The organism is Streptomyces pseudovenezuelae (assembly GCF_029892565.1).
GTDB classification, from domain to species: domain Bacteria; phylum Actinomycetota; class Actinomycetes; order Streptomycetales; family Streptomycetaceae; genus Streptomyces; species Streptomyces pseudovenezuelae_A.
In genome coordinates this window covers 351,507-377,013 of the sequence record NZ_JARXVH010000003.1, presented here as the reverse complement: position 1 = coordinate 377,013, position 25,507 = coordinate 351,507, and the positions used below count along the sequence as shown (strand labels likewise).

General features: G+C 72.2%; 27 protein-coding genes and 2 pseudogenes. 13 read left to right on the top strand and 16 right to left on the bottom strand.

From position 1 onward, the window contains the following. The first annotated feature begins 234 nt into the window (after window positions 1-234). Together M2283_RS10680 and M2283_RS10675 are read left to right on the top strand one after the other, a co-directional pair. Window positions 235-1,065 carry an alpha/beta fold hydrolase gene (locus M2283_RS10680; protein ID WP_280875894.1) on the top strand — a complete coding sequence of 277 codons (831 nt, stop codon included), beginning with the start codon at window positions 235-237 and terminating at the stop codon, window positions 1,063-1,065. A gap of 260 nt (window positions 1,066-1,325) precedes the next feature. Beyond that, window positions 1,326-1,991, top strand: coding sequence for an alpha/beta fold hydrolase (locus tag M2283_RS10675; RefSeq protein WP_280876253.1), 666 nt, complete (start codon window positions 1,326-1,328; stop codon window positions 1,989-1,991). Here the strand turns inward: M2283_RS10675 and M2283_RS10670 are convergent. The 6 genes and pseudogenes from M2283_RS10670 to M2283_RS10645 all read right to left on the bottom strand — a co-directional run. Then, window positions 1,958-2,887: a YihY/virulence factor BrkB family protein gene (locus tag M2283_RS10670; RefSeq protein WP_280875893.1), complete on the bottom strand. Its 930-nt coding sequence runs from the start codon at window positions 2,885-2,887 to the stop codon at window positions 1,958-1,960. The two genes, M2283_RS10675 and M2283_RS10670, sit on opposite strands and share 34 nt — an antisense overlap. Further along, complete coding sequence (locus M2283_RS10665; RefSeq protein WP_280875892.1) at window positions 2,877-3,464, bottom strand: hypothetical protein; 588 nt, start codon at window positions 3,462-3,464, stop codon at window positions 2,877-2,879. The genes M2283_RS10670 and M2283_RS10665 overlap by 11 nt, the downstream gene beginning before the upstream one ends. Then, a complete protein-coding gene (locus tag M2283_RS10660; RefSeq protein WP_280875891.1) occupies window positions 3,461-4,414 on the bottom strand; it encodes a DUF6286 domain-containing protein in 954 nt (317 codons plus the stop codon). The genes M2283_RS10665 and M2283_RS10660 overlap by 4 nt, the downstream gene beginning before the upstream one ends. Continuing rightward, window positions 4,411-4,596, bottom strand: coding sequence for a hypothetical protein (locus M2283_RS10655; RefSeq protein ID WP_280875890.1), 186 nt, complete (start codon window positions 4,594-4,596; stop codon window positions 4,411-4,413). The genes M2283_RS10660 and M2283_RS10655 overlap by 4 nt, the downstream gene beginning before the upstream one ends. Window positions 4,597-4,649: 53 nt before the next feature. Further along, a complete protein-coding gene (locus M2283_RS10650; protein WP_280875889.1) occupies window positions 4,650-5,141 on the bottom strand; it encodes an Asp23/Gls24 family envelope stress response protein in 492 nt (163 codons plus the stop codon). Between the two features lie 189 nt (window positions 5,142-5,330). Further along, window positions 5,331-5,501, bottom strand: a pseudogene (locus M2283_RS10645) (molybdopterin-binding oxidoreductase); the annotation flags it as partial. Window positions 5,502-5,714: 213 nt separating this feature from the next. Here M2283_RS10645 and M2283_RS10640 point away from each other — a divergent pair. After that, window positions 5,715-6,299 (top strand): RNA polymerase sigma factor, encoded by a 585-nt coding sequence (locus tag M2283_RS10640; RefSeq protein ID WP_280875888.1) that lies wholly within the window; start codon window positions 5,715-5,717, stop codon window positions 6,297-6,299. Further along, window positions 6,296-6,928 carry an Asp23/Gls24 family envelope stress response protein gene (locus tag M2283_RS10635; RefSeq protein WP_280875887.1) on the top strand — a complete coding sequence of 211 codons (633 nt, stop codon included), beginning with the start codon at window positions 6,296-6,298 and terminating at the stop codon, window positions 6,926-6,928. Before M2283_RS10640 ends, M2283_RS10635 begins: the two co-directional genes overlap by 4 nt. On the opposite strand, the gene M2283_RS51625 is transcribed toward M2283_RS10635, so the two are convergent. The 3 genes and pseudogenes from M2283_RS51625 to M2283_RS10615 form a co-directional block, all read right to left on the bottom strand. Further along, window positions 6,873-7,844, bottom strand: a complete 972-nt coding sequence (locus tag M2283_RS51625) for an anti-sigma factor (protein ID WP_348538903.1) — start codon at window positions 7,842-7,844, stop codon at window positions 6,873-6,875. The genes M2283_RS10635 and M2283_RS51625 overlap by 56 nt on opposite strands. Window positions 7,845-7,941: 97 nt before the next feature. After that, window positions 7,942-8,144 (bottom strand): annotated as a pseudogene (locus M2283_RS10620) (sigma factor-like helix-turn-helix DNA-binding protein); the annotation flags it as partial. A 13-nt stretch (window positions 8,145-8,157) separates the two neighbouring features. Continuing rightward, window positions 8,158-8,805 (bottom strand): Lrp/AsnC family transcriptional regulator, encoded by a 648-nt coding sequence (locus M2283_RS10615; protein ID WP_280875885.1) that lies wholly within the window; start codon window positions 8,803-8,805, stop codon window positions 8,158-8,160. A 184-nt stretch (window positions 8,806-8,989) separates the two neighbouring features. On the opposite strand from M2283_RS10615, the gene M2283_RS10610 reads away from it, so the two are divergent. The 7 genes from M2283_RS10610 (at window position 8,990) to M2283_RS10580 (ending at window position 16,136) form a co-directional block, all read left to right on the top strand. Beyond that, entirely contained in the window at window positions 8,990-10,576 is a 1,587-nt protein-coding gene (locus M2283_RS10610) for an ABC transporter substrate-binding protein (protein WP_280875884.1), read from the top strand. Beyond that, window positions 10,566-11,711 carry an ABC transporter permease gene (locus M2283_RS10605; RefSeq protein WP_280875883.1) on the top strand — a complete coding sequence of 382 codons (1,146 nt, stop codon included), beginning with the start codon at window positions 10,566-10,568 and terminating at the stop codon, window positions 11,709-11,711. Before M2283_RS10610 ends, M2283_RS10605 begins: the two co-directional genes overlap by 11 nt. Then, complete coding sequence (locus tag M2283_RS10600; protein WP_280875882.1) at window positions 11,708-12,622, top strand: ABC transporter permease; 915 nt, start codon at window positions 11,708-11,710, stop codon at window positions 12,620-12,622. Before M2283_RS10605 ends, M2283_RS10600 begins: the two co-directional genes overlap by 4 nt. Continuing rightward, on the top strand, window positions 12,619-13,413 hold the full coding sequence (locus tag M2283_RS10595; protein ID WP_280875881.1) for an ABC transporter ATP-binding protein: 795 nt from the start codon (window positions 12,619-12,621) through the stop codon (window positions 13,411-13,413). Before M2283_RS10600 ends, M2283_RS10595 begins: the two co-directional genes overlap by 4 nt. Beyond that, the gene (locus M2283_RS10590) at window positions 13,410-14,372 is read left to right on the top strand and encodes an ABC transporter ATP-binding protein (protein ID WP_280875880.1); all 963 of its coding nucleotides are present in this window, start codon (window positions 13,410-13,412) and stop codon (window positions 14,370-14,372) included. Before M2283_RS10595 ends, M2283_RS10590 begins: the two co-directional genes overlap by 4 nt. Before the next feature lie 62 nt (window positions 14,373-14,434). After that, window positions 14,435-15,574 carry a M24 family metallopeptidase gene (locus M2283_RS10585; RefSeq protein WP_280875879.1) on the top strand — a complete coding sequence of 380 codons (1,140 nt, stop codon included), beginning with the start codon at window positions 14,435-14,437 and terminating at the stop codon, window positions 15,572-15,574. A 67-nt stretch (window positions 15,575-15,641) separates the two neighbouring features. Continuing rightward, entirely contained in the window at window positions 15,642-16,136 is a 495-nt protein-coding gene (locus M2283_RS10580) for a DUF4440 domain-containing protein (protein WP_280875878.1), read from the top strand. Between the two features lie 5 nt (window positions 16,137-16,141). On the opposite strand, the gene M2283_RS10575 is transcribed toward M2283_RS10580, so the two are convergent. Beyond that, window positions 16,142-17,323: a serine hydrolase domain-containing protein gene (locus tag M2283_RS10575; protein WP_280875877.1), complete on the bottom strand. Its 1,182-nt coding sequence runs from the start codon at window positions 17,321-17,323 to the stop codon at window positions 16,142-16,144. A gap of 324 nt (window positions 17,324-17,647) precedes the next feature. On the opposite strand from M2283_RS10575, the gene M2283_RS10570 reads away from it, so the two are divergent. Further along, window positions 17,648-18,886 (top strand): serine hydrolase domain-containing protein, encoded by a 1,239-nt coding sequence (locus M2283_RS10570; protein ID WP_280875876.1) that lies wholly within the window; start codon window positions 17,648-17,650, stop codon window positions 18,884-18,886. A 66-nt stretch (window positions 18,887-18,952) separates the two neighbouring features. On the opposite strand, the gene M2283_RS10565 is transcribed toward M2283_RS10570, so the two are convergent. From M2283_RS10565 to M2283_RS10540, 6 genes are all read right to left on the bottom strand, one after another. Next, the gene (locus tag M2283_RS10565; protein ID WP_280876252.1) at window positions 18,953-19,528 is read right to left on the bottom strand and encodes a hypothetical protein; all 576 of its coding nucleotides are present in this window, start codon (window positions 19,526-19,528) and stop codon (window positions 18,953-18,955) included. A gap of 56 nt (window positions 19,529-19,584) precedes the next feature. Beyond that, window positions 19,585-21,042 carry a hypothetical protein gene (locus tag M2283_RS10560; protein ID WP_432423048.1) on the bottom strand — a complete coding sequence of 486 codons (1,458 nt, stop codon included), beginning with the start codon at window positions 21,040-21,042 and terminating at the stop codon, window positions 19,585-19,587. After that, window positions 21,039-21,848: an ABC transporter ATP-binding protein gene (locus M2283_RS10555; protein WP_280875875.1), complete on the bottom strand. Its 810-nt coding sequence runs from the start codon at window positions 21,846-21,848 to the stop codon at window positions 21,039-21,041. Before M2283_RS10555 ends, M2283_RS10560 begins: the two co-directional genes overlap by 4 nt. 50 nt (window positions 21,849-21,898) lie before the next feature. Continuing rightward, on the bottom strand, window positions 21,899-22,774 hold the full coding sequence (locus M2283_RS10550; RefSeq protein ID WP_280875874.1) for a zf-HC2 domain-containing protein: 876 nt from the start codon (window positions 22,772-22,774) through the stop codon (window positions 21,899-21,901). Further along, complete coding sequence (locus M2283_RS10545; protein ID WP_280875873.1) at window positions 22,771-23,331, bottom strand: RNA polymerase sigma factor; 561 nt, start codon at window positions 23,329-23,331, stop codon at window positions 22,771-22,773. Before M2283_RS10545 ends, M2283_RS10550 begins: the two co-directional genes overlap by 4 nt. 74 nt (window positions 23,332-23,405) lie before the next feature. Next, window positions 23,406-24,179 carry a polysaccharide deacetylase family protein gene (locus M2283_RS10540; protein ID WP_280875872.1) on the bottom strand — a complete coding sequence of 258 codons (774 nt, stop codon included), beginning with the start codon at window positions 24,177-24,179 and terminating at the stop codon, window positions 23,406-23,408. Between the two features lie 218 nt (window positions 24,180-24,397). Here M2283_RS10540 and M2283_RS10535 point away from each other — a divergent pair, with 218 nt between their 5' ends. Then, window positions 24,398-25,468, top strand: coding sequence for an effector-associated domain 2-containing protein (locus M2283_RS10535; protein WP_280875871.1), 1,071 nt, complete (start codon window positions 24,398-24,400; stop codon window positions 25,466-25,468). Window positions 25,469-25,507: the final 39 nt, after the last annotated feature.

Sequence of the window (25,507 nt, the reverse complement as noted above, 5' to 3'; positions counted from 1 at the left end):
GCGGGAACGACCGGGAAGACCACATGCTCCGGTCCGGCGAACGGCCGCACAACGCCGTCAGTCCGCTCAGCGGACCCGCCGCCCTGTGCGTCCGCGGATGTGCCCCGCAAACCCCCGGCGTAGTGTGTTCGAGGTACATCCGGACCGCGCCTCAAGGCGTGAATTCGTCGGTCACGCGTGCCCCGCGCACCCCCGAGCAGCCCGGGGCACGCCCGGGCGAGCGGAGGATCAGCGATGGGTACAGTCACCACCGACGACGGCACCACCATCTTCTACAAGGACTGGGGTCCACGGGATGGCCGGCCCGTCGTCTTTCATCACGGATGGCCACTGAGCGCCGACGACTGGGACAACCAGATGTTGTTCTTCTCGGCGCACGGTTACCGGGTGATCGCGCACGACCGCCGGGGACACGGCCGCTCCACCCAGACCGCCGCCGGCCACGACATGGACACCTACGCCGCCGACGTGATCGCCCTCGCGGCCGCGCTCGACCTGCGGGGCGCGTGTCACATCGGCCACTCCACCGGCGGCGGCGAGGTCGCGCGCTACGTGGCCCGTGCCGAGCCCGGCCGGGTCGGGAAGGCGGTGCTGGTGGGCGCCGTACCGCCCGTCATGCTCAAGTCGCCCGCCAATCCCGGCGGCCTGCCCATCGAGGTCTTCGACGGCTTCCGCGAGGGGGTCGCCGGCAATCGCGCGCAGTTCTTCGTCGACGTACCCTCGGGGCCGTTCTACGGCTTCAACCGGCCCGGCGCGAACGTGTCGCAGGGGCTGATCGACAACTGGTGGCGGCAGGGCATGATGGGCGCCGCCAACGCCCACTACGAATGCGTCAAGGCGTTCTCCGAGACCGACTTCACCGAGGACCTCCGGCAGATCGACGTCCCGGTCCTCGTCGCCCACGGAACCGACGACCAGGTCGTCCCGTACGAGGACTCGGCACCGCTGACGGTCGCGCTCCTGAAGAACGGCACGCTCAAGAGTTACGAGGGGTACCCGCACGGGATGCTGTCGACCCACCCGGAGGTACTGAACCCCGACATCCTCGCGTTCATCGAGTCCTGACCGAGTCTCCGTGGTTCCGACGGCGCCCCCTCCGTGGGGTGGAGGGGGCGCCGTCGGTGCTCCTGGTGCTCGCGCCGCTTCCGCCGATGCCGGGCTTCCGCTCGGTCCTCTTGCCCCTCAAGGCCGTTCTCGGCTTTCCTGCGGGCCGGGGAGGATACGGCTGCCCGAGGAACGCAGAGGGAACGCACGAGGAGCGCCTCATCGAGCCACAGGACGACACCACCGAGCACGAACACGCCGACGCGCGGGTTCCGTTGAGGATGCGCCGGCGTCCGCCGCACCCCCGAGCCACCGTCCTCGTACTGCACGGCGGCCAGGAGACGAGCGAACGCCCCGCCCGGCCCTGGCAGTTGGCCGCGCTGCGCATGAACCCCGTCGTGCGCGCGGTGATCGCCGAACTGCCCCACCAGGACGTCCTGGTCGCCCAGGTCCGTTACCGCCTCCGCGGCTGGAACGGCGACCGGGCCGACCCGGTCCGTGACACCCTGCGCGCGCTGGACGCCCTGGCCGAACTCACCGGCCCCGTACCGACCGTGCTGCTCGGCCACTCCATGGGCGGCCGTGCGGCCCTGCGCGCAGCCGGTCACCCGCTGGTGACGGGCGTGGTCGCCCTCGCGCCGTGGTGGCCGCCGGCCGAACCGGTCGAGCAGACGGCGGGCCGCCGCCTCGTCGCCCTGCACGGCGAACGCGACCACGTCACCTCACCCACGGAGACGGCGGACTGCGTGCGCCGGGCCCGGGACGAAGGGGCAACTCGGGCCGGCCTGGCGGTCATCGCCGACGGCGACCACGGGATGCTGCGCCGCCACCGCTTCTGGCACGACACGGCCGCGGCCCTCGTCGCCCACGTACTCGCCCCGACCACCGCCCCCGACCCGCTGCCCGAGGAGTGCTACGGGGCCGGCGCCTCCCCGGTGCTGCTCTGACCGGCGTCGCCCGCGCGGACATCCGCACCCTTCGCGAGCTCCGCCGCGAACTGCGCCCCGCTCAGCAGCGCGAGGTTGGACAGCCACAGCCAGATGAGGAAGACGACGCTGCCGGAGAGCGAGCCGTACAGCCTGCTGTAGGCGCCGAGTGTCGAGGCGTACGTCGAGAAGCCCGCGGAGACGGTCAGCCACAGCGCGGCGGCCAGCGCGCCGCCGGGCAGGGTGTGCCCGCGTCGGCGTGCCCCGATCGGGCCGGTGTGGAAGACGACCACGACCAGGAGGGCGACCAGGCACAGCAGGACCGGCCAGCGCAGCAGGTCCCACGCCCAGGCGGCGGTCTCGTCCACGCCGGCCATCCGGCCCACCGCCTTGGCGAGCGGGCCGGTCAGCAGCAGGGTGAGCGAGCCGACGAGGAGCAGACCGAGCAGCGCGAGCGCGGTCAGCACGATGCGCGGCGCCTTGCGCCAGGGCGAACGCCGGTCGTGGGTGCGGTGCATGCGGTGCAGGGCCCGGCGGAACACGGCGAGATAACTGGTCGCCGACCACAGCGCGCTGACCCCACCGGCCACCAGCAGGGGCCACGCCGTCCGGTCGGTGCGCAGCACATGGGTCAGGGCGGTGTGCAGTTCCGTACCGGAGTCGGCCGGGGCGTACGCGGTGACCTGGGTGACGAACTCCTCGGCCGTCTCCGGGCTGATCATGCCGAACGCGATGACGGTGGCCAGCATCGCCGGCAGCACCGCGAGGATCGCGTAGTACGTCAGCGCCGCCGCGTAGTCCGAGATGTCGTCGTTCCACAGCGACGCCGGTGTGCGTCGCAGCGCCGGCCACCAGGCCGCCGGTGGCCGGACCCCGGCGATGCGGCGGACCCGGCCGACGTACGACTCAGCGGACATGGGGCATGCGGTGCGAGGCGGCGCTCAGCCGGAGCCTGGTGTGCACGGTGTAAGGGGCAGCCGCCGCGTCGGCCTCCGCGGTCACCGCGCGCAGGGCGGGCAGGACGGCGTCCGGGGACGTGTCCGGTGCCAGCCGGACCCGCAGCTCCACCTCCAGCCGCCGCCCGCGCCGGGGCAGCACCCGGGCACGCCCGCGGGCCACCCCGGGAACAGCCGTCGCGCGGGCCGCCAGCGCCTCGGCCAGCACCCGCGGACGCACCGTGCAGCCGGGGGAGGGCAGCGCGAGCCGCCGGGCCGGACCCGGACGCAGTTGCCCGAGAGTCCAGAGCGCCAACAGCACGGTCAGCCCGATCGACGCGGCCATCACCGTGGGCGTCCACCAGCCCTCGCCCCGCAACCGCGCCAGCCGGCCGGGGTCCAGCAGCACGGCACCCGTGCCTGCGGTGGGCCACCAGGACGGCAACCGGTGGGCGAGGGCGCGGTCCGAGGCGGCGAGCCACGATCCGGTGAGGAGGAGCACGAGTCCGGTGGCGCCGAGGACGGTCCGGTCGACGGCGGTGCGAGCGGTGCGCGTCACTGGGCAACTCCCTTGGTCGCTACGGCCGTTGCGGGCACCGGTGCCGGTACCGGCGGCTGCCACAACGGCTCCGGGACGACGACGGCCCGTACCCGGGGCTCGCGGCGCAGTCGGCAGGAGGATACGGCGGCGCGGGCCGCGGCCGTGACCGCGGCGGACGTCTGTGCCCGGTCGCCGAAGGCCAGTCGCGCCCGTACGGTGACCCGTCGGCGGCGTACCCGAACCCGTACCGCCGTGATGCCGGCCACGCCCCCTACCGCGTCGCGGACCAGGCTCTCGACCGCTGAGCGGTCCACCGCCGCGTCGACCCGTTCGGCCGCCGTGTGCACGGTGGATTGGCGACGCCGGCCGGGCGTGACGGCGAGGACGACCATCCAGATGCCGACCAGGGCCGTCAGCGCGCCCGCGATCACGACGCCCGGGTCGCCCGGCCCGTGCCCCGACAGCCAGTGCACGGCCGAGACGCGCCAGGCCGCTGCCGCCCGGTGCGCGGTGTGCACCTGGATCAGGTCGAGGGCGAGCGCACCGCAGCCCAGGGCGGCCACCGAGGTCAGCACGGTGAGCGGGATCCGGCGTCGGGACCACCAACGCGCAGGGGCTCTCGGTGAGTTGGTCCCAGGTGAGTCGGTCTCCGCAGTCGGGGACATCGGAGCGCGGGAGTGCCTCGGCGCCGCGAGCGAGGTGACGCTGACGCGCGCGGTCGGCAGGTCCAGCCCCGTCAACTCCCGGGTGCGCTCCACCACATGGCGCTGGACGTCGTGTACGCCGTCGGCCAGCGGGGCCGGATAGGGGAGCGTCACGCCGAGGGACAGCTCCGCCCTCCTGCCCCGTACGGTCGCCGTCGCCTTGGCCGTGCGGCCGGGCAGCGCCTCGGTGGTCGCCCGCTCGGCGATCCTGCGCACCGCCCGCTCCGAGACGGTGGTGGTGCCGCGCCGCGCGGCGGCCGTCATCGACGGCTCCGCTCGAACGCGTCCCGTACGTCCTGGACGCTGCCGCCGCGCTCGAACCACCGGCCCACCGCCCAGCCCAGGCCGCCGAGAGCGGCCACGAGCAGGAAGGCGCCGAACCCGCCGAACCAGCCCGCGAACGCCAGGGCCATGCCCGCGATCATCCCCACGAACGGTGTGCTCATGCCCGTACACCTCTCACCCGATCCACTCCTGCCCGTGCCCCTGACCGGCCGACCTACTCCACGCGGGCCTCGCCGGTGTGCGCGGGCTCGTCGTCGTCGGGCAGGTGGACGTCGTTGACGGTGACGTTCACCTCGACGACCTCAAGGCCGGTGACGCGCTCCACGGCGGAGACGACGTTCTCGCGCACGTCCTGGGCCACGTCCATCACGGACACCCCGTACTCGACGACCAGGTCCAGGTCGATGGCCGTCTGCCGCTCGCCCACCTCGACCTTCACGCCGCGCCCCACGTTGGGCCGGCCGCCGGGCACGCGGTCGCGCACGGCGCCGATGGTGCGGGAGAGGCCGCCGCCCATGTCGTACACGCCGGGGATCTCCCGGGCGGCGATGCCCGCCACCTTCACGACGACGACATCGGCGATCGACGTACGACCGCGGTCGGCGGCGGGCTGGTCGGCGCCGGTGGCGCCGCCGGAGACGTCGGTGGTGGCCAGGTCCTTGGTGGGCCGGACCTGGGTGGCGACCGGTGCTGTCTGCGTGGTCATGGCATGCCCTCTCTTCGCTGCTTCTGCTGTCTCGTTCGCTGCCTCACGGCCGATGTGCTCTCACTTCTTCAGACACGTGCCCACCGGGTCTGTGACGCGGCGGGCACGGGAAATACTTCGGGGCGTCAGCCGACCGGCGTCAACCGACCGGCATCAGGCGGTCGGCTACGGCACAGGCGGGGGAGCCCGGCGCCGGGACCGCAGCGCGACAATTCCAAGGGCCCGTGCGAAAAGCGCCAGTACCGCGAGAATTCCCAGCTGGAGAAAGGGTTTGTCGTCGGTGCCGAAATGGCGGATCGCCCAGTCCTGCACCGCGGCGAAACCCGCCAGCGCGCCGCTGAGCGCGGCGAGCGGCAGCAGTGCTTTGGTGGGTTTCTTCTCGTTCTCGGTCACGGGGGGAATCCGGCCCCGAAAGCCGCGCGGATTGGTCGGCCGCTCGACCGGATGAATTTCCCTTTCCGGTCGATCCGCGGCCGCTTCGGCTCCGGAAGAAAATCAGGAGGGTGCACTCGCGTCACAGACGCCGCGCGGCCGTGTCCAACCTTCAGAACACCGGACGAGAGGAGCCGCCCAGTGGCGGGGCCCCGCACACAGAGCGCACCACCGGACAGCCGGGCCGACACGGACGACGCCCTGCTGGCGGTCCGGGCCGCGGAGGGGGACGAGGACGCCTTCGCCGTGCTCGTGCAACGGCACGCGCCGGCGCTGATCCGGCTCGCCACCAGTCTGCTCGGCACCGGGACCGAGGCGGAGGACGCCGTCCAGGACGCCTTTCTCAGCGCCTGGCGCAGGCTCCCGGAGTTCCAGGGACGCTCCGCCTTCGGCACCTGGATCTACCGGATCGTCACCAACCGCTGTCTGAACGTGCTGCGTTCCCGCAGACCGGTGGCCTCGCTGGAGGCGGCCGGTGACGTCGCCGCGGCCGAGCACACCACCTCACCGGCCCGGATCACCGAGGGCCGTGACGCGGTACGCGAACTGCGCGAGGCCCTCGACCTGCTGTCGGCCGAACAGCGCGCCTGCTGGGTGCTGCGCGAACTGGACGGCCGTTCCTACGAGTTCATCGCGGACGCGGTCGGCATCAGCCAGGAGGCCGTCCGCGCCCGCGTCTTCCGCGCCCGCCGATCTCTGACCCAAGCACTGGGGGCCTGGCGATGACCGACCGCACCGACCCGCCGAACACCCCGTCCGCCCAGGGCGACGACGAACTCCTGCCGTGCGGACGGCTGTTGTCGCGGACCTGGGACGACTGGGAGCAGCAGACCGACGATCCCCACCTCCGGTCCTGCCCGCACTGCCGGCAGGCCGTGCACGGGCTCGACGATCTGGAGTCCGTGGTGCGCGGCCTGCAGCAGGAGACGGACACCACCGCCGCCGCCTACGACACCGAGCCGCTGACCCGGCGGATCATGGACGTCGTACGCCTCGAACTGCGTCCGGGCCGCCCGCTGCCCCTGGGTGAACCCGCCGAGGACCTCTGGATCATGGAGGCGGTCGCGGCCCGCGCGCTGCGCGCGGCGGCCGAGACGGTCCCGGGCGTCCGGGCCGGTTCCTGCCGTCTCCTCGACGGCGGTGGCGACGGCGGTGACGACGGCACGGTCGAGGTCCGTCTCGACATCCACGCCCCGGCCGACGCCCCGCTGCCCGAGCTCGCCGCCCGGGTGCGCGAACAGGTGTGGGAGGCCGCTGACCGCGAACTGGGCATGGTCATAGCGGCCGTCGACATCCGTGTCACGGACCTCGTGCCCACCTCGATGGCCGACGACCAGGAAGGCGGTTCGGCATGACCGCGCCGTACGAGACCCCCGCGCACGCGACGCTCGCCGCGGAAGTCGCCAGGGTCGTCGAGAGCGTCTCGGGGGTCGCCTTTCTCAGGCCGGGGTTGACCGACCGGCTGCGTTCGGTGGTGTCGCGGCCCGGGGTGGCGCCCGCCGGGGTGCGGATGACCCGTCCGGACGGTGACGGACCCTGGCAGGTCGAGATCCATGTCGTCGTGCTGCGGCGGGCCAGGACCGTGGACGTGGCGCGGGGTGTCCGGGACACCGTCGAACGGCACCTGGACACGCTGGCGCCGGCGCGGTCCGCCCCGCAGGTCACCGTGAAGGTCACGGGGCTCGTCTGACGGGCCCGCCTCGGCTCGGGAAGGTCATCAGGGCGAGGGGGCGGAGGTGGGGTGCGGGGAGCTGCCGGCGGTTCGACGGTGATGCCCATGACCGAGGCCCCCTCGACCGTGCCCCGCAGCAGGACGGCCCGGTCGCTGCGGCCGGGGTTCATCAGGCCTGCCGACCGCACGGTCCCGTCGTCGTCGAACCACAGCTGGTGGACCTTGCCGCCCGGCGGCCGGGCCACCCCGGAGACGACGCACACGGCCCGGTCCCGGTCGTGCGAGACGACGACGGTCCCGGTGGCGCCCCCGGCCAGTGCGGCGGCCCGGGTCCTGGCGTCCGGTGCGGCCAGTACGGCGGCGATCTCGTCCGCCGCCCGCGTGGCGTGACGCGCCTGGTCGCGGGCGCCCTCGGCCCGCTGGTGCTGCCAGACGGCCGTCCCGCCGAGCGCCGCGGCCGCCGCGAGACAGGCGGCGAGAGCCCAGCGGGACAGCGCCGGGGCCCGTAGAGCGGCCCGCGCGGTGAGGGGCTGGTCCCGCCGGCCGGGGGTCTCCTGGCGGACGGTGGTGATCCTGCGCAGCACCTGCTCGCGCAGCACCTGCTCGCGCGGTCCCGCGGGCGGTGTCGAGGTGACGGCGAGGCCAAGGCGGGCGGCGGTCGCGGTCAGCTCGTCGGTCTCCTGCGCGCACGGTTCACAGCGGAAGCGCCAGCGCCTCAGCCACCTCGCGATACGTCAGGCCCCGGTAGAACGCCAACGTCACGGACCGGCGCTGGAGGCGGTCAGCGTGCGCAGGCAGCGCCGTACCGGTTCCCGCTCCAGCCGTGCCTCGACCCGTTCGGCCACCTCGTCGTACTCGGGGAGCCGCGCCAGCAGCGCGGCCTTGTGGGCCCGGGCGGCTTGGATTGGTCCCTCAGTCCTCCGGCTCCGACGCCCGTTGCAGGTCCGCCCGTCCCTCCGCCGCGCGGATGAAGCGGGTCATGCCGAACTGGCTTGTGCCGGGGGCGTCTTGGGGGGTGCCGGTGGCGGACTCGGGGGAGCGGGGTTCGGCCGGCAGGACGTAGGGGTGGCGGAGCACCTCGTCGAGGATGATCACCGTCTCGGTCGCGCGGACCGCGGGAATGGTGGAGAGGCGGTCGGTGACCAGGCGGTGGACGGCGGAGACGTCGGCCACCCGGATCTGGATCATGGCGTCGTGCTGGCCGGTGGTGACGGCGCAGTACTCCACCTCCGGCATCTGGGCGAGCGCGGTGCGGAACTGCTTCCACAGCTCCTGGCGGACCGTGACGAAGATCAGCGCGCAGATCTCCAGACCGACCCGGGTGTGGTCGACACGGGCGCTGAAGCCGTTGATCACGCCGTCGGCGCGGAGGGCTTCGAGGCGGGTGTACGCGTTCGCGCGGGAGACGCCGACGCGGTCCGCGAGGGCGGCGACGGAGATCCGGCCCTGGGTACGCAGGACGTCGAGGATCTTGAAATGCACCGAATCCAGGGCAAGACCGATGCCGATCCGTCCAGAGCGGCGTTCGCCCGGGGTCTCCGGGGTCGACAGATCTTCCATGTTCGCGCCTCTCCGTCGCATTTCGTCTCGCGCTGGTCCCGTCCGCCGAGAGTCCTGGTTATTTTCGGCCCACACTATCGGCGAAACGTCCAGGTCCCCTCCCGGCGTCCGTCCGTACCCGCCCGGCCTTCTTCCGCTCGACCCCTCGCTCGACCCTCGCTCCGCCCTGCTCACGGAGGCACGCATGCCCAGATTCAGTGCCGGGTCGTACCCGGCGGCCCTCTCCCTCGTCGCGGTCGCGGCGCTCGCTCTGAGCGCCTGTTCCGGCGGTACGAGCGCCTCCGGTTCCGCGGCCGGCAAGACCCTGGTCGTCGACACGTCGTTCAACCTGAAGACCGCCGACCCGGGCCGTGAGTTCGAGCCGACCGGGCAGATCGTGGACAAGGCGCTCTACGAGACGCTGCTGACCTTCAAGGGCGGCGACGTCACCAAGCCGGTGCCGGGCCTCGCCTCCTCGTACGAGCAGTCCAAGGACGGCAGGACGCTCACCCTGCACCTGCGGACGGGCGCGAAGTTCGCGGACGGCAGCGCGGTCACCGCCGACGACGTGGTGTTCTCGCTGCAGCGGGTGGTCGCGCTCAAGGGCAACCCGTCGTTCCTGCTCGACGGCGTCACGGTCACCAAGACGGACGCCTCCACCGTCACCCTGGTGTCGAAGAAGGCGAACCCGGCGCTGCCCTTCATCCTCCCCAACCCCGCGCTCGGCATCCTCAGCGCGAAGACGGTCCAGGCCCACGGCGGTACGGCGACCTCGGCGGACGCGGCGGAGAAGTACCTCAACACCAAGTCGGCCGGCTCCGGCCCGTACACACTCACCTCGTTCAACACCAACACCCAGGTCGTCCTGGCGAAGAACCCCAAGTACACGGGCTCGGACAAGCCGACCTACGACAAGATCGTCATCCGCAACGTCCAGGCGCCCACCCAGAAGCTGAACGTGCAGCGCGGCGACAGCCAGATCGCCCTCGACCTCACCTCCGACCAGGTCGGCGGGCTCAGCGGCGGACTCAAGGTGGACAGCGGCGCGTCCTCGGACGTGATCTTCCTGCTGCTCAACCAGAACACCAAGGTCAGCGGTACGACGGCCAACGCGAAGTTCGCGGAGGCGGTGCGCAAGGGCATCGACTACAAGAGCCTGCTGTCGCTCGCCGGCACCGGTTCCGTCCAGTCCGCCGGGATCATCCCGTCGACCTTCCTCGGCGCGCTGCCCGCCTCGCAGGCCACCGCCCGGGACCTCGCCGGCGCGAAGGCGGCCCTGAAGGCGAGCGGGATCGCCAAGCCGTCCGTGACCCTCGGCTACGCCAGTGACCTGACCGTCGACGGACTCTCCCTGCAGACCCTCGCCGAACGGGTCCAGGCCCAGCTGAAGGAGGTCGGCATCACCGTCACGCTCGCCCCCGCGCCGACCACCACGGAACTCGACAACTACCGCAACGCCAAGGAGCAGTTGGGCCTGTGGTACTGGGGCCCGGACTACCCGGACCCCAGCGACTACCTCGCCTTCCTGCCCGGCAACCTGGTCGGCCTGCGCGCCGGTTGGCAGGCCGGCGCCGACCCCGCCCTCACCGCGCTCGGCGACAAGGCCGCCACCACGATCGGCGACGACGCCCGCAAGGCGCTGTACGAGCAGATCCAGACCCGCCTGAACGCCTCCGGCCCCTTCATCCCGCTGATGCAGCCGAGCCGGAACACGGTCTCCGCCGCGTCCGTCACCGGCGTCGCCTACAACCCCGTATGGACGATCGATGTCGCCGCGCTGGGTGCCAAGTAAGGGAGCGGGCGGGAAGAGCACGGGTGTCGAGGGCGCGGGCGGCGGTGACGGCGACCGCCTCCCCGCCCGCCGCCCGACGGGCCGCCGCCTCCCCGGCCGCCGTCTCCTCGCCCGCCACCCCCTCGCCCGTTTCCTCCTCCGCCGTACCGCCACCGCCGTGCTGCTCGCCCTCGGCGTGACCCTGGTGACGTTCATCCTGACCAACCTGGTCCCCGGCGACCCGGCGGCGGCCAACCTGGGTCAGCGGGCGATCGGCGACCCGGCGATCGTCGCCCAGTTCCGCCACCACTACGGCCTCGACAAGCCGTTGCCGGTCCAGTACGTCACCTACCTCGGCAACCTCCTCCACGGTGACCTCGGCGAATCCCAGCAGAGCCACCAGCCGGTCAGCACCGACCTGTCGACGGCCGTCCCCGCCACCCTCGAACTCGCCGGGGCCGCGATCGTGGTCTCCCTGATCGTGGGCGTGGCCTTCGGCGTGGTCGCGGCGCTGCGCCGGGACCGCTTCACCGACCAACTCCTGCGCGTGGTCAGCCTGTTGGGAGTGTCGGTGCCGACCTTCTGGCTGGCGCTGCTCGCCTTCTACGTCTTCTTCTACCGCCTCGGCTGGGCTCCTGGCAGCGGTCGCCTCGACCCCGGCATGACGGCACCCCCGGACGTCACGGGCCTGTACACGGTCGACGCGGCACTGGCCGGTCAGTGGCCGGTGTTCTGGAGCGCGGCGGGCCATCTCGCCCTCCCCGCACTGGTGTTGACCGCGTACACCGTCGGCCTCCTCACCCGCTTCACCCGCTCCGCCGTCCTGGAGGTGCTGAACCAGGACTACGTCCGCGCGGCCCGCGCCAAGGGCCTGCCCGGCCGGACGGTCCTCTTCCAATACGTGCTCCGGGCGGCCCTCGTCCCCGTCATCACGGTCGCCGGACTGGCCTTCGGCGCCCTGCTGTCGGGCACCGTCCTGGTGGAGTCGATCTTCGCCTGGCCGGGCCTCGGCGCCTACGCCTACCGCAGCGCGACCACCCTCGACCTGCCCGCCGTGATGGGCGTCGGACTGGTCGTCGGCCTGGTGTACCTGACCGTCAACCTCGCCGTGGACGTGCTGTACGGCGTGATCGACCCGAGGGTGAGGGTGCAGTGAAACGCAGTCTTGAGGGGGCGGCGAAAGAGAGCCCTGAGGGTGTGGTGAAACGCGGTCTGCTCCGATGGCTGCCGCCCGCCTGGCGCCGGCCGCTCGCCGTCACCGGCGGTCTGGTCGCGGTGTTCTGGCTGGTGATCGTGGTCGCCGCCCCGTTGCTCGCCCCGCACGACCCCCTCGCGCAGAACCTGCCCCGGCTGGCGTCCCCCGGCGCCGGACACTGGTTCGGCACGGACGAGTTGGGCCGGGACGTACTGAGCCGGGTGCTGTACGGCGCCCGCGTCTCCATCCCGCTCGCCCTGCTGCTGGTGGCCATGTCGCTGCTGGTCGGCGGGGTGCTCGGGGCCTGCGCCGGGTTCTTCGGGCGGTGGGTGGACGAGACCGTGATGCGGATCGCGGACCTGGTGTTCGCCTTCCCCACCGTCATCCTCGCGATGGTGGTCGCCGCCGCGCTCGGCGCCAGCCTCCAGAACGCGGTGCTGGCCGTCCTGGTCGTGTCCTGGCCGTCGTACGCACGCGTCACCCGAGGTCTGGTCATGGGCCTGCGGAACCGTGAATTCGTGCTCAGCGGACGGCTGTTGGGCTTCTCCGCCTGGCGGTCCCTGCGCGTCGACATCCTGCCCAACGTGCTCGGGCCGCTGCTCGTCCTGGCCACCCTCGACATCGGCACCGCGACGCTGTTGCTGTCCGGGCTGTCCTTCCTCGGGCTCGGCGCGAAACCGCCGACGGCCGAGTGGGGCGCGATGGTGGCGGACGGCACCCAGCAGTTCGACAAGTGGTGGATCGGGGTCTTCCCGGGCCTGGCCATCCTCACCGTCGTCCTCGCCTTCAACTTCCTCGGCGACACGCTCCGGGACGCCCTCGACCCCGGCACCGCGCGCACGATCGGCGCGGAGAAGGAGCGTGTGGCATGACCGACGGCGACTCCGTGGACGTACTGAGGATCAGCGGTCTCACCCTCGACCTGGGCGGCCGTCGCATCCTCGGCGGCGTCGACCTCGCGCTGCGGCCGGGCCAGGTGCACGGGCTCGCGGGGGAGAGCGGCTCGGGCAAGACCATGACCGGGCTGGCGGCGCTCGGACTGCTGCCGCCGGGCGCGCGCACCGGCGGGCGGATCGAGCTGGAGGGTACGGACCTGCTGACCCTGCCGGCCCGCCAACTGGCCGCGCTGCGCGGGCGGTCGGTGAGCATGGTGTTCCAGGACCCGTCCACCAGCCTGCACCCCATGCTCAGCATCGGACACCAGCTCACCGACCACCTGCGCCACCACCTGAAGCTGGACCGGAAGGCGGCGAAGGAGCGGGCCGCCGAACTGCTGACGCAGGTCCGCATCCCCAACCCCCGTGAGGCGCTGGGGCGTTACCCGCACCAGTTCTCCGGCGGGATGCGCCAGCGCATCGCGATCGCCATCGCGTTGGCCTGCGAGCCGAAGGTGCTGATCGCCGACGAGCCGACCACCGCCCTCGACGTGACCGTGCAGGCCGGTGTGCTGCGGCTGCTGCGCGGCCTCTGCGACGACCTGGGCCTCGCCGTCCTGCTGGTCACCCACGACCTGGGCGTGATGTCCGCGATCGCCGACGAGGTGAGCGTGATGCGCCACGGCCTGGTCGTCGAGACGGGTCCGCGCGGCCGGGTCCTCACCGAGCCGCAGCACGCCTACACCCGTCAGCTCCTGGACGCGCTCCCCGGAAGGAGCACCGTATGACGACCCGTACGACCCCCCACCCGACGGCCCCCCTCCTCTCGGTCGACGACCTCGTCGTCCAGTACCACCGGCCGGGCGCACCGCCCACCCGCGCCGTCGCCGGGGGCAGCCTCCAGGTGCGGGCCGGCGAAGTCGTCGGCCTGGTGGGCGAGTCGGGCTGCGGCAAGTCGACGCTGGCCCGCGCGGTCTGCGGCCTCGTCCCACCGGCGGAAGGACGGATCGTCTACGACGGCACGCCGGTACGCCCGTTGCGGGTGCGGCGGCGCGAACCGGCCCTGACCGGCATCCAGATGGTCTTCCAGGATCCGTACGGGTCCCTCAACCCCCGGCGCCGGGTGGGCGCGCAGATCGCCGACGGCATCCGGACGGTGGCCGGCCGTGGTGAGGCGCCCTCGGACGCCACCCCGGCGGACCTGCTGACCCGGGTCGGCCTGTCGGAGGACGCCGCCGAGGGCTATCCGCAGGAGTTCTCCGGCGGTCAACGCCAGCGCATCGCCATCGCCCGCGCACTCGCCGCCCGCCCCCGGCTGCTCGTCGGCGACGAACCGATCTCCGCGCTCGACGCCTCCGCCCAGCTCCAAGTGGCCACGCTGATGCGGTCGCTGGCCGTCGAGTCGGGCGCCGGGCTGCTGTTCATCAGCCACGACCTGTCCGTCGTACGGCTGATCGCCGACCGGATCGCGGTGATGTACCTCGGCCGGATCGTGGAGACCGGCCCCACCGCCGAGGTCTGGGCCGACCCACGGCACCCCTACACCCGGGCCCTGTTGGCCGCCGTACCGAAGCCGGACGGGGCGGGCGTGCTGCCCGCCGAACTCCCCGGCGACGTACCCGACCCGGCAGACCCGCCGAGCGGCTGCCGCTTCCACCCCCGCTGCCCAAAGGTCTTCGACGGCTGCGACCGCGAGGAACCGCAGCTGATCGCCGGGGGCGTGGCGTGCCGGCTGTACGCGGCCTGACCCGAGCCGGGCCGAACGGTCCGGCCTCACCGACATCTCCCACGATCGCTCACGGAGAACCGATGCCCGACGACGACCACTCCGCCGAACCGCTCGCACCCTTGTACTCGCCCGACCGCCTCCACCGCGCCCGGGAGGCCACGGCCCGAGCCGGTCTGGACGCCCTGCTGATCTCGCCCGGCGCCGACCTGCGCTACCTCACCGGCTACGACGCCCTGCCGCTGGAGCGGCTGACCTGCCTGGTCCTGCCGGCCGACGGCGACCCCTTCCTCCTCGTACCGGCCCTGGAGGAACCCGCCGCGCAGGCATCCCCGGCCGGTGACCTGGGCATCGAGATCACCGGCTGGAACGAGACCGACGACCCCTACGCCCTCGTAGCGGCCCGGCTGTCCGCCCGGACGGCCCGCGTCGGCGTCGACAACCACATGTGGGCGGAGAAGACCATCGCCTTCCGCGCCGTACTGCCGGGTGCCGAACAGGAGTTGGCGGGAGGTGTGCTCAACGAGCTGCGGATGCACAAGACTTCGCAGGAGGCGGCCGCCCTGCGCCGGGCCGGAGCCGCCATCGACCGGGTGCACTCCCGCATGGATGAGTGGCTGCGGGCCGGACGCACCGAACGCGAGGTCGGCCGGGACATCGCTGACGCGATGCTCGCCGAGGGGCACGTCCGGGTCGACTTCGTCATCGTCGGCTCGGGCCCGAACAGCGCCAGCCCGCACCACGAACTCTCCGACCGCGTGATCCGGACCGGCGACCCGGTGGTGGTCGACATCGGCGGTACGACCAGGGACGGTTACTGCTCCGACTCCACCCGGGTGTACGCGGTGGGCGAGCCACCCGAGGACTTCCGCCGGCTCCACGAGGTTCTGCTGCGCGCTCAACAAGCCCAGACCGACGCCGTGCGGCCGGGTATGACGTCCGGCCAACTCGACGCCGTGGGACGGGACATCATCACCGACGCCGGATACGGGCCGCACTTCATCCACCGCACCGGACACGGCATCGGCCTGGACACCCACGAGGAGCCCTACATCGTGGCCGGCAACCCGCTCCCGCTGGCACCGGGCATGGCCTTCTCCGTAGAACCCGGCATCTACCTGGCCGGCCGCTACGGAGCACGGATCGAGGACATCGTGCTGTGCACGGAGGAGGGCGGCGAGCGCCTCAACCGCACCCCTCGGGACCTGGTCGTCCTCCGCTGACCCGAGCCACCCCCGAGCCGCACCCGCGCCCTCCACCCACCGCACTCATCCAGTCGAGGACCCCGCCATGCCCGCTTCACCGTCCCGTTCCGCCGCTTCCGCACCCGGCGGCGGTGCCCGCCCGGGTGGCGCGCCCGTCGATCTGGCCGAGGTGTGGGCGGTGATCACGGGCATGTACGAGGGCTACACCGCGGGCGACCGCGAGCGCATCGACGCCTTCCTCGACCCCGAGGCCACCGTCTGGGACTCGGCGACCCCCGAACTGCTCTGCGGCAAGGGCGAGTTGGACCGGGTCCGGGACGGCCGCCCCACGGCCGACGGCGCCCCTGCCGAGACCGGCCTCACGGCGTACGGCCAAGTCGTCGACGTCTTCGGCGACTTGGCCGTGGCCCGCTACTGGCTGCGGGTCCACTACCGCGCGGCCCCACCGGACCTGGCCCGCAACACCGCGATACTGCGCCGCGCCGACGCTGACGGGCAGTGGCTCGTCGTGCATCTTCACGAGGACATCCAGCCGCACGAGGACATCCAGCCGAGCGAGGACATCCAGAGCGTGCCCTAGTCCCGCTACTTCTTTGTGGCGCCGCACAGTTCCGTGTCGATCAGGGCGTTCTGGGCCAGCTCCGTGGACAGGTCGGGTGCGCCGTCGCCGGTCGCCTCCAGGACGACGGTGTGGCGGCCGTCGGCGGTGACTCCGTCGCGGGTGGTGTAGCCCATGAGGTCGCCGGCGTGGCTGTAGTAGACGCCGCCGCAGGTCAGCGGGATCTCCATCAGGCCCAGGCCGTAGCGGGCGCCGGGCCAGACGGGGTCCAGGGACTCGGCCCGTACGGTCGTCTTCATCTCGGCGAGCTGGGCCGGGCGCAGCAGCTTGCCGCCCAGGAGGGCGGAGAAGAAGCGGGTCAGGTCGCCGGTCGTGCTGATCATGGCGCCGGCCGAACCGGCGGCCGTCGGGTTGAGGTCGGTGACGTCGATGGTCGGGCCGCTGTCGCCGAAGTCCGAGTAGCCGTGCAGGTGTTGGCCGGGGATGCGGGCGGAGGTGTCGGGGGCGGAGGTGTCGTGCAGGCCCAGCGGGCGGATGACGCGCCGGGTGACCTCCTGCTGCCAGGTGTGGCCGGTGGCCTTCTTGATGATCATCCCGGCGAGGATGTAGTTGGTGTTGGAGTACTCCCACTGGGTGCCGGGCGCGAAGTCCGGCTGGTGCCGCATCGCGATCCCCACGAGCTGCTCCGGGGACCACGTGGTGTACCGGTCGGCCTCGAAACCGTCCACCGTGGCGATCGCCGGGAAGTCGGCGGTGTAGTTGAACAGCCCGCTGGTGTGGTTCAGCAACTGCCGTACGGTGATGGCGTCTCCGTCGTTGCCGTTGCCGTCCACCATCCCGGGCAGCCAGTGTTCGACGGTGTCGTCGAGCGATACCCGTCCCTCGCCGACCAGTTGCAGCATCACCGTGGAGACGAAGGTCTTGGTGCTGCTGGCGATCCGGAACCGGTCGGTGGCGCGTGCCGCCCGCCCCGTCGAGGTGTCGGACACCCCGGCGGTGGCGTACCGCCGTCCGTCCGGACCCGTCGACTGGGCCACGACGGCGACGGTTCCCGTCTTCTGGATGGCGTCCACGCTCTTCTGGAGCGTGGAGCGGCGGGACTCCGTGGGAGTGGGACGGGCCTTCGTGGCGCTCGCGACGGGCGTCGCGAGACCGAGGCCTAGGGCGGCCAGCGCGGCTACGGCGGTGAGGTGACGGATCGTCATCATGGGCTGTCTCCTGGGGAGTTGGGGTTCATCCCACCGGGCCTCCGGTGTGCTCACCAACCTAGGAAGAAGCCGCACGGTGATCGATCCAGCCCGCGGGCCGGTCCGCGGTACAGCCTGCTGTACCGCAGTACCGCCGCCGCTGCACGCGGGCCGGCCCCCGCAGGTCCTCCTGACGGCTGGATCAAACCTCGGGCCCGCGTGGTACGCCCGAACGCCGGTCCGATCGAGTGGACTCGAAGGGGCGCGCAGGGCGGGAGAACCTCCCGCAGGACTCCGGATGGTGGCGTGGCCCCCTCAGCCCCGAACCGGAAGAAGCATCCCCACATGCGACGTACTCCGTCCCGACGCCTGTTCGCAGCCGTGCTGCTGGTGGCGTCCGTACTGACCCCGACGATGGCGACGTCCGCCACCGCCGCCACTGACGCCGCCACCCCCGCCACCGCGGTCCACCTCCAGGGCGCCGACCGGCACGACCACGACGACTGCCCGTCGGGCGGCCTCGGCCGCGGTCTGAACGCCCGCCTGGACAAGGCCGTCGCGGACGTCCGCCGGGAGGCAGGTATCCCCGGTGTCGCCGTCGGACTGTGGATGCCGGGGAAGGGGTGCTACGTCCGAGCGACCGGAGTCGCCGACAAGGCCACGCGGCAGCCGATGAGCACCGACTTCTACTCGCGGATCGGCAGCGAGACCAAGACCTTCACGGTCACCGCGCTGCTCAAGCTCGTGGACGACGGGCGGATCCGCCTCGACGACCCGATCTCGCGCTACGTCCACGGTGTGCCGAACGGCCGCCGCATCACCCTGCGCCACCTGGCCGAGATGCGCAGCGGCCTGTTCCCGTACAGCTCCGACCCCGACTTCGTGCACGACCTGCTGAGCGAGCCGACCCGCACGTTCACCCCGCCGGAGCTGCTGGCGTACGGCTTCAAGCACCGCAACACCTCCGCACCGGGCAAGGTGTTCGTGTACAACAACAGCAACCTGGTGCTGCTCGGCCTGGTGATCGAGAAGGTCACCGGCCACCACGTCGCCGACGTCATCGACCGGCGGGTGCTGCGCCCGGCCCACCTCGACCACACGCTGTTCCCCGACGGCCCCAGCGTCCGCGAGTTCCCCGAGCCGCACGCGCGCGGTTACACCAACCAGACGCTGAGCGGCGCGGTCGAGGACTCCACGGACTGGAACCCGAGTTGGGGCTGGTCGGCCGGCGCGATGATCTCGAACATGCACGACCTGCACCGCTGGGCGAAGATCGTCGCCACCGGCACCCTGCTCAGCCCGGAGACCCAGAAGCAGCGCCTGAAGACGCTGCCGACCGGATTCCCCGGCCTCGGCTACGGCCTCGGCATCTTCGAGAGCGGCGGCTGGATCGGGCACAACGGTTCCATCCCGGGCTACGAGTCCGTGACGGTCTACCTCCCCGCGCAGAAGGCGACCCTGGTCGTCCTGCTCAACACCGACATCACCTCCGCCGGCCAGGAGCCGTCCTCCCTGGTCGCCCGGGCGATCACCGAGATCGTCACCCCCGACAACGTCTACGACCGCCCGGTCCCGTTGCGCTAGCGGCCCCGGCATCGAACGCCCGCTGACCGGGACCGATGCGGGGTGGGATCGAGGGGGCGGGACCGCCTACCGCCTCGGTCCCGCGACGGCGTACGCCGCGGTGCCGGTGATCAGGAGGAGCAGGGCCGTCCAGGTGGCCGCCGGGGTGCCGGGCGGCAGCAGCAGCCAGGACGCCACCCGTGTCGACGTACTCGTGGCGGGCGGGGCGAAGAACGAGAGCGAGAGCCAGGCGAACGGCGGCGTCCACGCGTACCGACCGCCCGAGAGCGCCGCGCCCAGAGCGGCAAGTCCCGTCAGACCCGCGCTGTCCCGGACGACGAACCCGGTGGTCGTCATGGGCGGGCCCATCGCCTGGACGGCCAGCAGCACCGCGCCGACGACCGTGCCGGCGAGCAGCACGTGCGCCGCTCGGCGGGGCACCCAGCGGATCGCGGCCGTCCGGTCCAGCGCGAGATCCTGCCCGCCGAACCCGATCGAGACCGCCATCACCCCCGTGGCGAGGACGAGCACGGGCAGCCGCGGATCACCGGGCCCCGGGCCGCCGTCCCGGGCGAGTGCCCACACCGCCACCGTGCCGATCACCACCGCGGCGAGGGAGGCGGGTACCTGACGTGAGCGCGCGTACAGCGTCAGCCATCGCACCGGCACCCGTCTCACCGGCACCCACCTCACAGGCACCCCTGACACCGATGCCCATCTCACCGGGCCGCCTTGCCGGACAGCACGTCGAACGGGTCGCCCTTGCAGGAGAGCGCGGCGGCGCGCATCGCGTTGATCCGCGAGAGCTGCTCGGACCACGGAAGTGCCTTGAGTTCCTTCCACACCGGGCGGGTCTGGGCGACGATCTCGCCGCGCATGCTCGCCGGTGTGCCGGGCAGCGGCTTCAGGTCCCCGAGGACCCAGCCCACCGCGACGGCCTGCGCGTACTCGTCCCCGCCGAAGCCGCTCCACCCGACGGGGGTGCAGCCCGGTACCAGGCCCTTGGCGAGCAGCGCCCAGGTCAGCTGCTCCTCGCCCTTCGCGTCGGCGACGACGGCGTCGTCGAAGCCGAAGAGCACGGTCGTACGGGACCACTTCGGGGTGGAGCCGTCCGCCTGTACGGCGGTGTTCTCCCGGACGGAGACCGGCGCCCGGTCGCCGCCCAGCGCGCCGTGCAGCAGGCTCAGCGCTTTCTTGCCGGGACCGGCCAGTTCGGCGAGCCGGTCCTGGTGCGCTGTCGCCACGCACACGGGGCCGTCGCACACCGACTTGGCGGCGGCCTCGTCGACGACGTACATCCGGCGTGGGTCGGAGGGCAGGACGAGCAGGGCGAGTGCCGCGCCCGCCAGGACGGGTGTCAGGGCGATCAGCCGGGTGCGCGCGGTCGCGGCGACCAGCAGCGCGAAGCCGGTCGCGGCCATGCCGAGGACCCAGATCGTCTGCCCGATGTGCACGGGGGCGGAGAGCGTGACGAGCACGTTGCGCACCTCCTCCACCCCGGGGGAGAGCAGGGAGAGGCGGTTCGGCTCGCTGCTGCCGATGCTCGTCGCCGGGTCGATCGCCGTCGTCCGGCCCAGCGACATGTGCATGAGGGCGGTGAAGACGAAAGCGCCCATGGCCAGCAGGGGAGGGGTGAGCGCGGAGGGCAGGGCCCGCCCGGCGCCCATGCCCAGTACTGCGCCCGCGACGAGGAAGAGCGCCCCCACGAGGGAGATCGGCAGCCAACTGAGGTGCGTGTACTCGGTGTTGGCCGGCACCTGGACTCCGCCCACGGCGACGATGAGCGCGTAGGCCGAGGCCAGCGTGATCGCCGTCGCGCCCGCCGGGACGGCCGCGCGGTGCCGGGCGGGACGCGGCGTGCTCGTCAGCAGCTCGACCATCTTCGAGCGATGGTCGCGCAGCCCCTGCAACGCCCCGAACCCCACGGCGAGCGGCCACAGGTAGAACAGCAGGCTGCGGGTCCACATGGCCAGGGAGGTCCACTGGGCCGTCCACGCCGTGGTGCCGTTCCACCAACTGCCGTGCAGCACGTACAGGAACGCCAGCGCGCTCGTCAGGATCACACCGCCGGCCCAGAGGGCGACGGAGCGTCTCAACTCGATACGCAGAACACGGAAGTTGAAGTCGATGCGCGGGACATGGGCGTTGAAGTCGATGCGCGGGACACGGGCGTTCACCAGGAGCCCCCTGTCCGGTCGGGGGTGAGGAGCAGTGCCGAGTAGCCGCGCTCCAGGGGGCTGTCGCCCACGTGCTCGGGACCGCCGGCGGCGGCGAGTTCGTCCGGGGTGCCCTGGAAGACCAGCCGACCCTCGGCGAAGAGCACCACGTCGGTGCAGGCGGCGGCGACGTCCTCGACCAGGTGGGTCGAGACGACCACACAGGTGTCCGCGCCCAACTCCTGCAACAGCTCGCGGAAACGCAGCCGTTGCGCCGGGTCGAGCCCGGCCGTCGGTTCGTCGAGGAGCAGGACCGCCGGATCGTTGACGATGGCCTGGGCGATGCCGACCCTGCGCACCATGCCGCCGGAGAGGGCCTTCATCCGCTCGTCGGCGCGGTCGGCAAGACCCACCCGCTCCACGGCGCGCTGCACCGCCCCGGGGATGTCCGCCTTCGGCACCTCCTTCAACCAGGCCATGTACTCGACGAATTCACGCACGGTGAACCGCTTGTAGTAACCGAACTCCTGCGGCAGATAACCGATCCGCCGCCGCAACGCCCGATGTTCACCCATCCCGCCCACGGACTCCCCGAGCAGCTCCAGCGTGCCCTCGGCGGGCCGCAGCACGGTGGCCAACGCCCGGATGAGGGTGGTCTTCCCGGCCCCGTTGGGACCGAGGACGCCGTGCACGCCGGTGCCCAACGACAGGTCGAGCCCGTCGACGGCCATCCGCTTCCTGCCGACCCTGACCTTCAGCCCGGTGGCCCGGATCTCCCAGGCGTAGGGCGTCGGCGCGATGTCGGCCGCGCTCACCGCGGGCATCATGTGGTGGTCCTTTCCGAGGGGTTCTGGTTCTGCAGTCGGTGTTCCGGTGGTCACCGATGGGCTCCCAGCACGGAGTACGCGCCCCTGCGGGCGATCACGACACCGACGCCGAGCGTGAGGACCAGCCCCCACACCGGCAGACCGCCCGTCTGCAGGGCGAAGGTCGCACGGTTGGCGGCCAGGGTCGGTGTCACCACCACGGCGGCCCATACGGCCACCACCGCGACGGCGGCACGGGTCACCCCGACGACACCGCCGAGCGCCAGGGTCGTAGAGGTGAAGGCCAGACAGGGCAGCAGCCACTGCGCGGCCGTCACGCCCGGCACCCCCGTCGCCCAGCCGGCCACCAGCAGCGCGGGCACGACCAAGGCGAGCACGGACGCCGTGCGCCGCAGCACCAGATGGAGGCCGGCCCTGGGCACCGACGCCGTCAACTCGTAGGCCGGATCCAGCCCTTGCGACCACGACGCCGCGACGCCGAGCACCGGCAGAACCGGGGCGAACAGCAGCACCAGCGACACACCGCCGGAACCGCTGCTGCCGAAGCCGAAACCGTTGCCGACCAGGTCGAGCAGCAGCGCGAGCAGAGTGACGCTGACGACCATGGCCAGCCACGGCACCATCGTGGGCGTCAGCCAACTCGACAGCCGTACCGACCGATGCCGTCGGCGCGATACGGGTGCGGTGGCGGCGAGCCGGGGTTCGAGGCCGGACCAGACGGTGCCGACGAGCGTCGCCACGGCCGGGGCATGCGTGGTGACGGCGGCCGAGAGCCGGTCCCGGCAGACCCGGCACGCTTCCAAATGGGCCTCCAGGGCCCACACTTGATCGGCGGCGAGGCCGGTGCCGCTGCCGCGCGCGTAGTCGTCGATGACTCGCACAGAAGCGTGTTCCACGCCCCTGCCGGCCTTCCTGTCCGCCTTCATGCCAGCGCCCTCCGCATCGCGATCCGGGCCCGGCGCGCACGGGTCTTGACCGTGCCTTCGGGCAGCCCGAGCAGGACGGAGGTCTCCCGGACGGACAGCCCGTCGAGCACCAAGGCCTGCAACACCTGCCGGAGTTCCGGCGCGAGACACCGCAGCGCGTCACCGACGTCCCCGCCGACGGTGGCCGCGAGCACCTCTTCCTCGGCGCCGGGCGCCGCGTCGGCGGGAGCGGCGGCGGGCGGCGGCTCGGCATGGTGGGCCCGGCGCCGGAACGCGTCGACGAGACGGCGCGCCGCGATCGTCCACAGCCACCCGACGGCCGACCCGCCCACCGAGGCCCCCGCGAACGCGCCCGCCGCGCGCCACACCGCGAGATACGTCTCCTGCATCACCTCGGCGACGATCTGCTCGTCGGCACAGCGACCGCGCAGCCTCACGGCCATCCACGGCGCGGTACGCCGATACAGCTCCTCGAACGCCGCACGGTCACCCTTGGCGACCAGCCGGACGAGACGTTCCTCGTCCAACTCGCCGGGTGCCTTCCTGACTGATCTCACACGAACTAGACGCGGGGAGGGGACGGCGGGTTTTCTTTTTGGCGTGACTCACGTCACACCGGAAGGGTCGAGGCTCAGCGCACCGGAAAGCCGAAGGAGTAACCCTGCTCCTTGAGTTCGGGGAGGATCCGGCGCAGCGCCTCGACGGTCTGGGAGCGATCGCCGCCGGCGTCGTGGAAGAGCAGCGTCGGCCCATTGGGCAGTTCCCGCTCCACGGTGGCGACGATGGCGTCCGTACCCGGCCGCTCGAAGTCCTTGGTGTCCACGTTCCAGCCCAGCGGACGCATACCGCGGGAGGCGGCGAGCGTGCGGCTGTAGGGGGTGAATGCCCCGCCGGGCGCCCGGTAGTACATCGGCCGTACGCCCCCGGACGCCTCGGTGATCATGCGCTCGGCGTCGAGGATCTGCTGCGACTGGTAGGCCTGGGACTTCTTGTCCATGGTGGTGTCGTGCGACACCGAGTGATCGCACAACCGGTGCCCGGCGGCGACCACCTGCTTCACGAGCTCCGGGTGGGCCTGCGCCTGCGTCCCCACCATGCAGAACGTCGCCTTCACCCCGAACTCCCGCAGCACGTCGAGCACTTGGGGGGTCCACTCGGGGTCGGGCCCGTCGTCGATGGTGATATTCACACCACGCGCCCCCTTGTCCGAGGCATGCACGATGCTCACGGCGACGCGCTGCACATCCCCACTCGGCGCGCCCGAAACGGCGGCCTTCGGCGACGACGCACCCACGGCATCGGCCTGCGCACTCCACACCGACCCACCGGCAGCCAACAAGGTCACCCCGAGCGCCGCCCCGAGCACCTTGCCGTACCACCCCTGCCCGCCGCCGTGCCGCGCCATGTCCGCCCCGCTTTCCCGCAGTTCCTCGCCGATGCCCTGGTCAACCCACGACCAACTGGTTGGACGAGGAATCGGGGGTGGAGGATGCGTCCGTTACGGATCAAGGACAAATCCCGGGTGGTTTGTGTACAACGGGGCGCTGTTTAGGGGGATGCACGGCGGGCCTTGGCGCCCTCATCCCGGAGTAGGGGTTTCAGACCGCGGGTACAGGGCGTCATATGGGGGAGTTCGCAAAGGGGTTGGAGTCCGCACGGGTCGCCGAGGTGCTGGTGGGACGGACGGGTTCGCTGCCCGGACGGCGCGGCTCCGGCTACCGGGTGGCAGACGCGTACGTACTGACGGCGGCTCATGTCGTCGCGGGCTCAGCCGCTTCGTTACGGGCGAGGTTCGGCGCCGGCCTGCCGGGAGAGTGGAGTTCGCCCGCCCGCACCGTGTTGCTGGCTGAGCGCGCCGACGTGGCGCTTCTTGAGCTGACCGATGTTCCCGACACCCATCGCCCCGTCCTCCCGGCCCGGTACGCCACTGTCCCCGACATCCCCGTCACGCTCTCCTTCACGGCGGTCGGCTTCCCCCGCTTCAAGCTGCGCAGAGATGCCTCGGCCGCTCTCGACGACGGCTCACCGAGCCAGTACCGCGACACCTGCCATGTCTCCGGCACCGTTTCCGTCCTCTCCAACCGCCGCGAGGGCACCCTCGAACTCGCCGTTCTCGCCCCGTCCGCCGCACCGGAACCGGGCCGCTCCCCCTGGGAGGGCATGTCGGGTGCCGCGGTGTGGTGCGACGGCGCGTTGATCGGGATGGTGAGCGCCCACCATCTGGCGGACGGGCTGGGGCGGCTGGCGGCGGTGCGGGTGGAGCGGTGGTACGCGGCGCTCTCCCCGGCCGAGCTGGCCTTGTTCGCCCGGCACGCGGGGCTGCCGCCCCTGGACGAACTGGGTTCGGCCGACGGCCACATCGGCCCCGGCTCCATCCCCCTGCTGTCCCGCTTGCCTTCCGATGTACCGCTGCGCGACCTGGCGGAACTGGTCGACGCGCTGTCCGAACTGCCCACCCTGCGCAGCCCCGGAGGCATGGCTCTCGTTCTGGAGAGCATCAGCTCGCAGATCGCGGCCAACAGTCCACGTGATCCCCGACTGCGGATGGACATCTTCGGCATCGTCCGCACCTGCCTCCGCTATCCGGGCACTCTCGACCAACTTCTGGAGGCGGTGCTCCTGCTTGAGGGACCGTCGAGCACACGGGAGCGCGTGGACCGTGCGGCGGAGAGACTGGCCGGGGGCCGCTGTTGACCAACGGGCGGTAGGTCTGACTCGATCTCGTGTCACGGC

Coding starts and splice junctions, on each gene's coding strand:
- M2283_RS10540 (WP_280875872.1), bottom strand. CDS start 24,179: ATGGCGCGGCACGGCGGCGGGCAGGGGTGGTACGGCAAGGTGCTCGGG.
- M2283_RS10680 (WP_280875894.1), top strand. CDS start 235: ATGGGTACAGTCACCACCGACGACGGCACCACCATCTTCTACAAGGAC.
- M2283_RS10610 (WP_280875884.1), top strand. CDS start 8,990: ATGCCCAGATTCAGTGCCGGGTCGTACCCGGCGGCCCTCTCCCTCGTC.
- M2283_RS10660 (WP_280875891.1), bottom strand. CDS start 4,414: ATGACGGCCGCCGCGCGGCGCGGCACCACCACCGTCTCGGAGCGGGCG.
- M2283_RS10675 (WP_280876253.1), top strand. CDS start 1,326: ATGCGCCGGCGTCCGCCGCACCCCCGAGCCACCGTCCTCGTACTGCAC.
- M2283_RS10535 (WP_280875871.1), top strand. CDS start 24,398: ATGGGGGAGTTCGCAAAGGGGTTGGAGTCCGCACGGGTCGCCGAGGTG.
- M2283_RS10595 (WP_280875881.1), top strand. CDS start 12,619: ATGACCGACGGCGACTCCGTGGACGTACTGAGGATCAGCGGTCTCACC.
- M2283_RS10655 (WP_280875890.1), bottom strand. CDS start 4,596: ATGAGCACACCGTTCGTGGGGATGATCGCGGGCATGGCCCTGGCGTTC.
- M2283_RS10585 (WP_280875879.1), top strand. CDS start 14,435: ATGCCCGACGACGACCACTCCGCCGAACCGCTCGCACCCTTGTACTCG.
- M2283_RS10555 (WP_280875875.1), bottom strand. CDS start 21,848: ATGATGCCCGCGGTGAGCGCGGCCGACATCGCGCCGACGCCCTACGCC.
- M2283_RS10590 (WP_280875880.1), top strand. CDS start 13,410: ATGACGACCCGTACGACCCCCCACCCGACGGCCCCCCTCCTCTCGGTC.
- M2283_RS10580 (WP_280875878.1), top strand. CDS start 15,642: ATGCCCGCTTCACCGTCCCGTTCCGCCGCTTCCGCACCCGGCGGCGGT.
- M2283_RS10570 (WP_280875876.1), top strand. CDS start 17,648: ATGCGACGTACTCCGTCCCGACGCCTGTTCGCAGCCGTGCTGCTGGTG.
- M2283_RS10575 (WP_280875877.1), bottom strand. CDS start 17,323: ATGATGACGATCCGTCACCTCACCGCCGTAGCCGCGCTGGCCGCCCTA.
- M2283_RS10615 (WP_280875885.1), bottom strand. CDS start 8,805: ATGGAAGATCTGTCGACCCCGGAGACCCCGGGCGAACGCCGCTCTGGA.
- M2283_RS10650 (WP_280875889.1), bottom strand. CDS start 5,141: ATGACCACGCAGACAGCACCGGTCGCCACCCAGGTCCGGCCCACCAAG.
- M2283_RS10550 (WP_280875874.1), bottom strand. CDS start 22,774: ATGAAGGCGGACAGGAAGGCCGGCAGGGGCGTGGAACACGCTTCTGTG.
- M2283_RS10670 (WP_280875893.1), bottom strand. CDS start 2,887: ATGTCCGCTGAGTCGTACGTCGGCCGGGTCCGCCGCATCGCCGGGGTC.
- M2283_RS10635 (WP_280875887.1), top strand. CDS start 6,296: ATGACCGACCGCACCGACCCGCCGAACACCCCGTCCGCCCAGGGCGAC.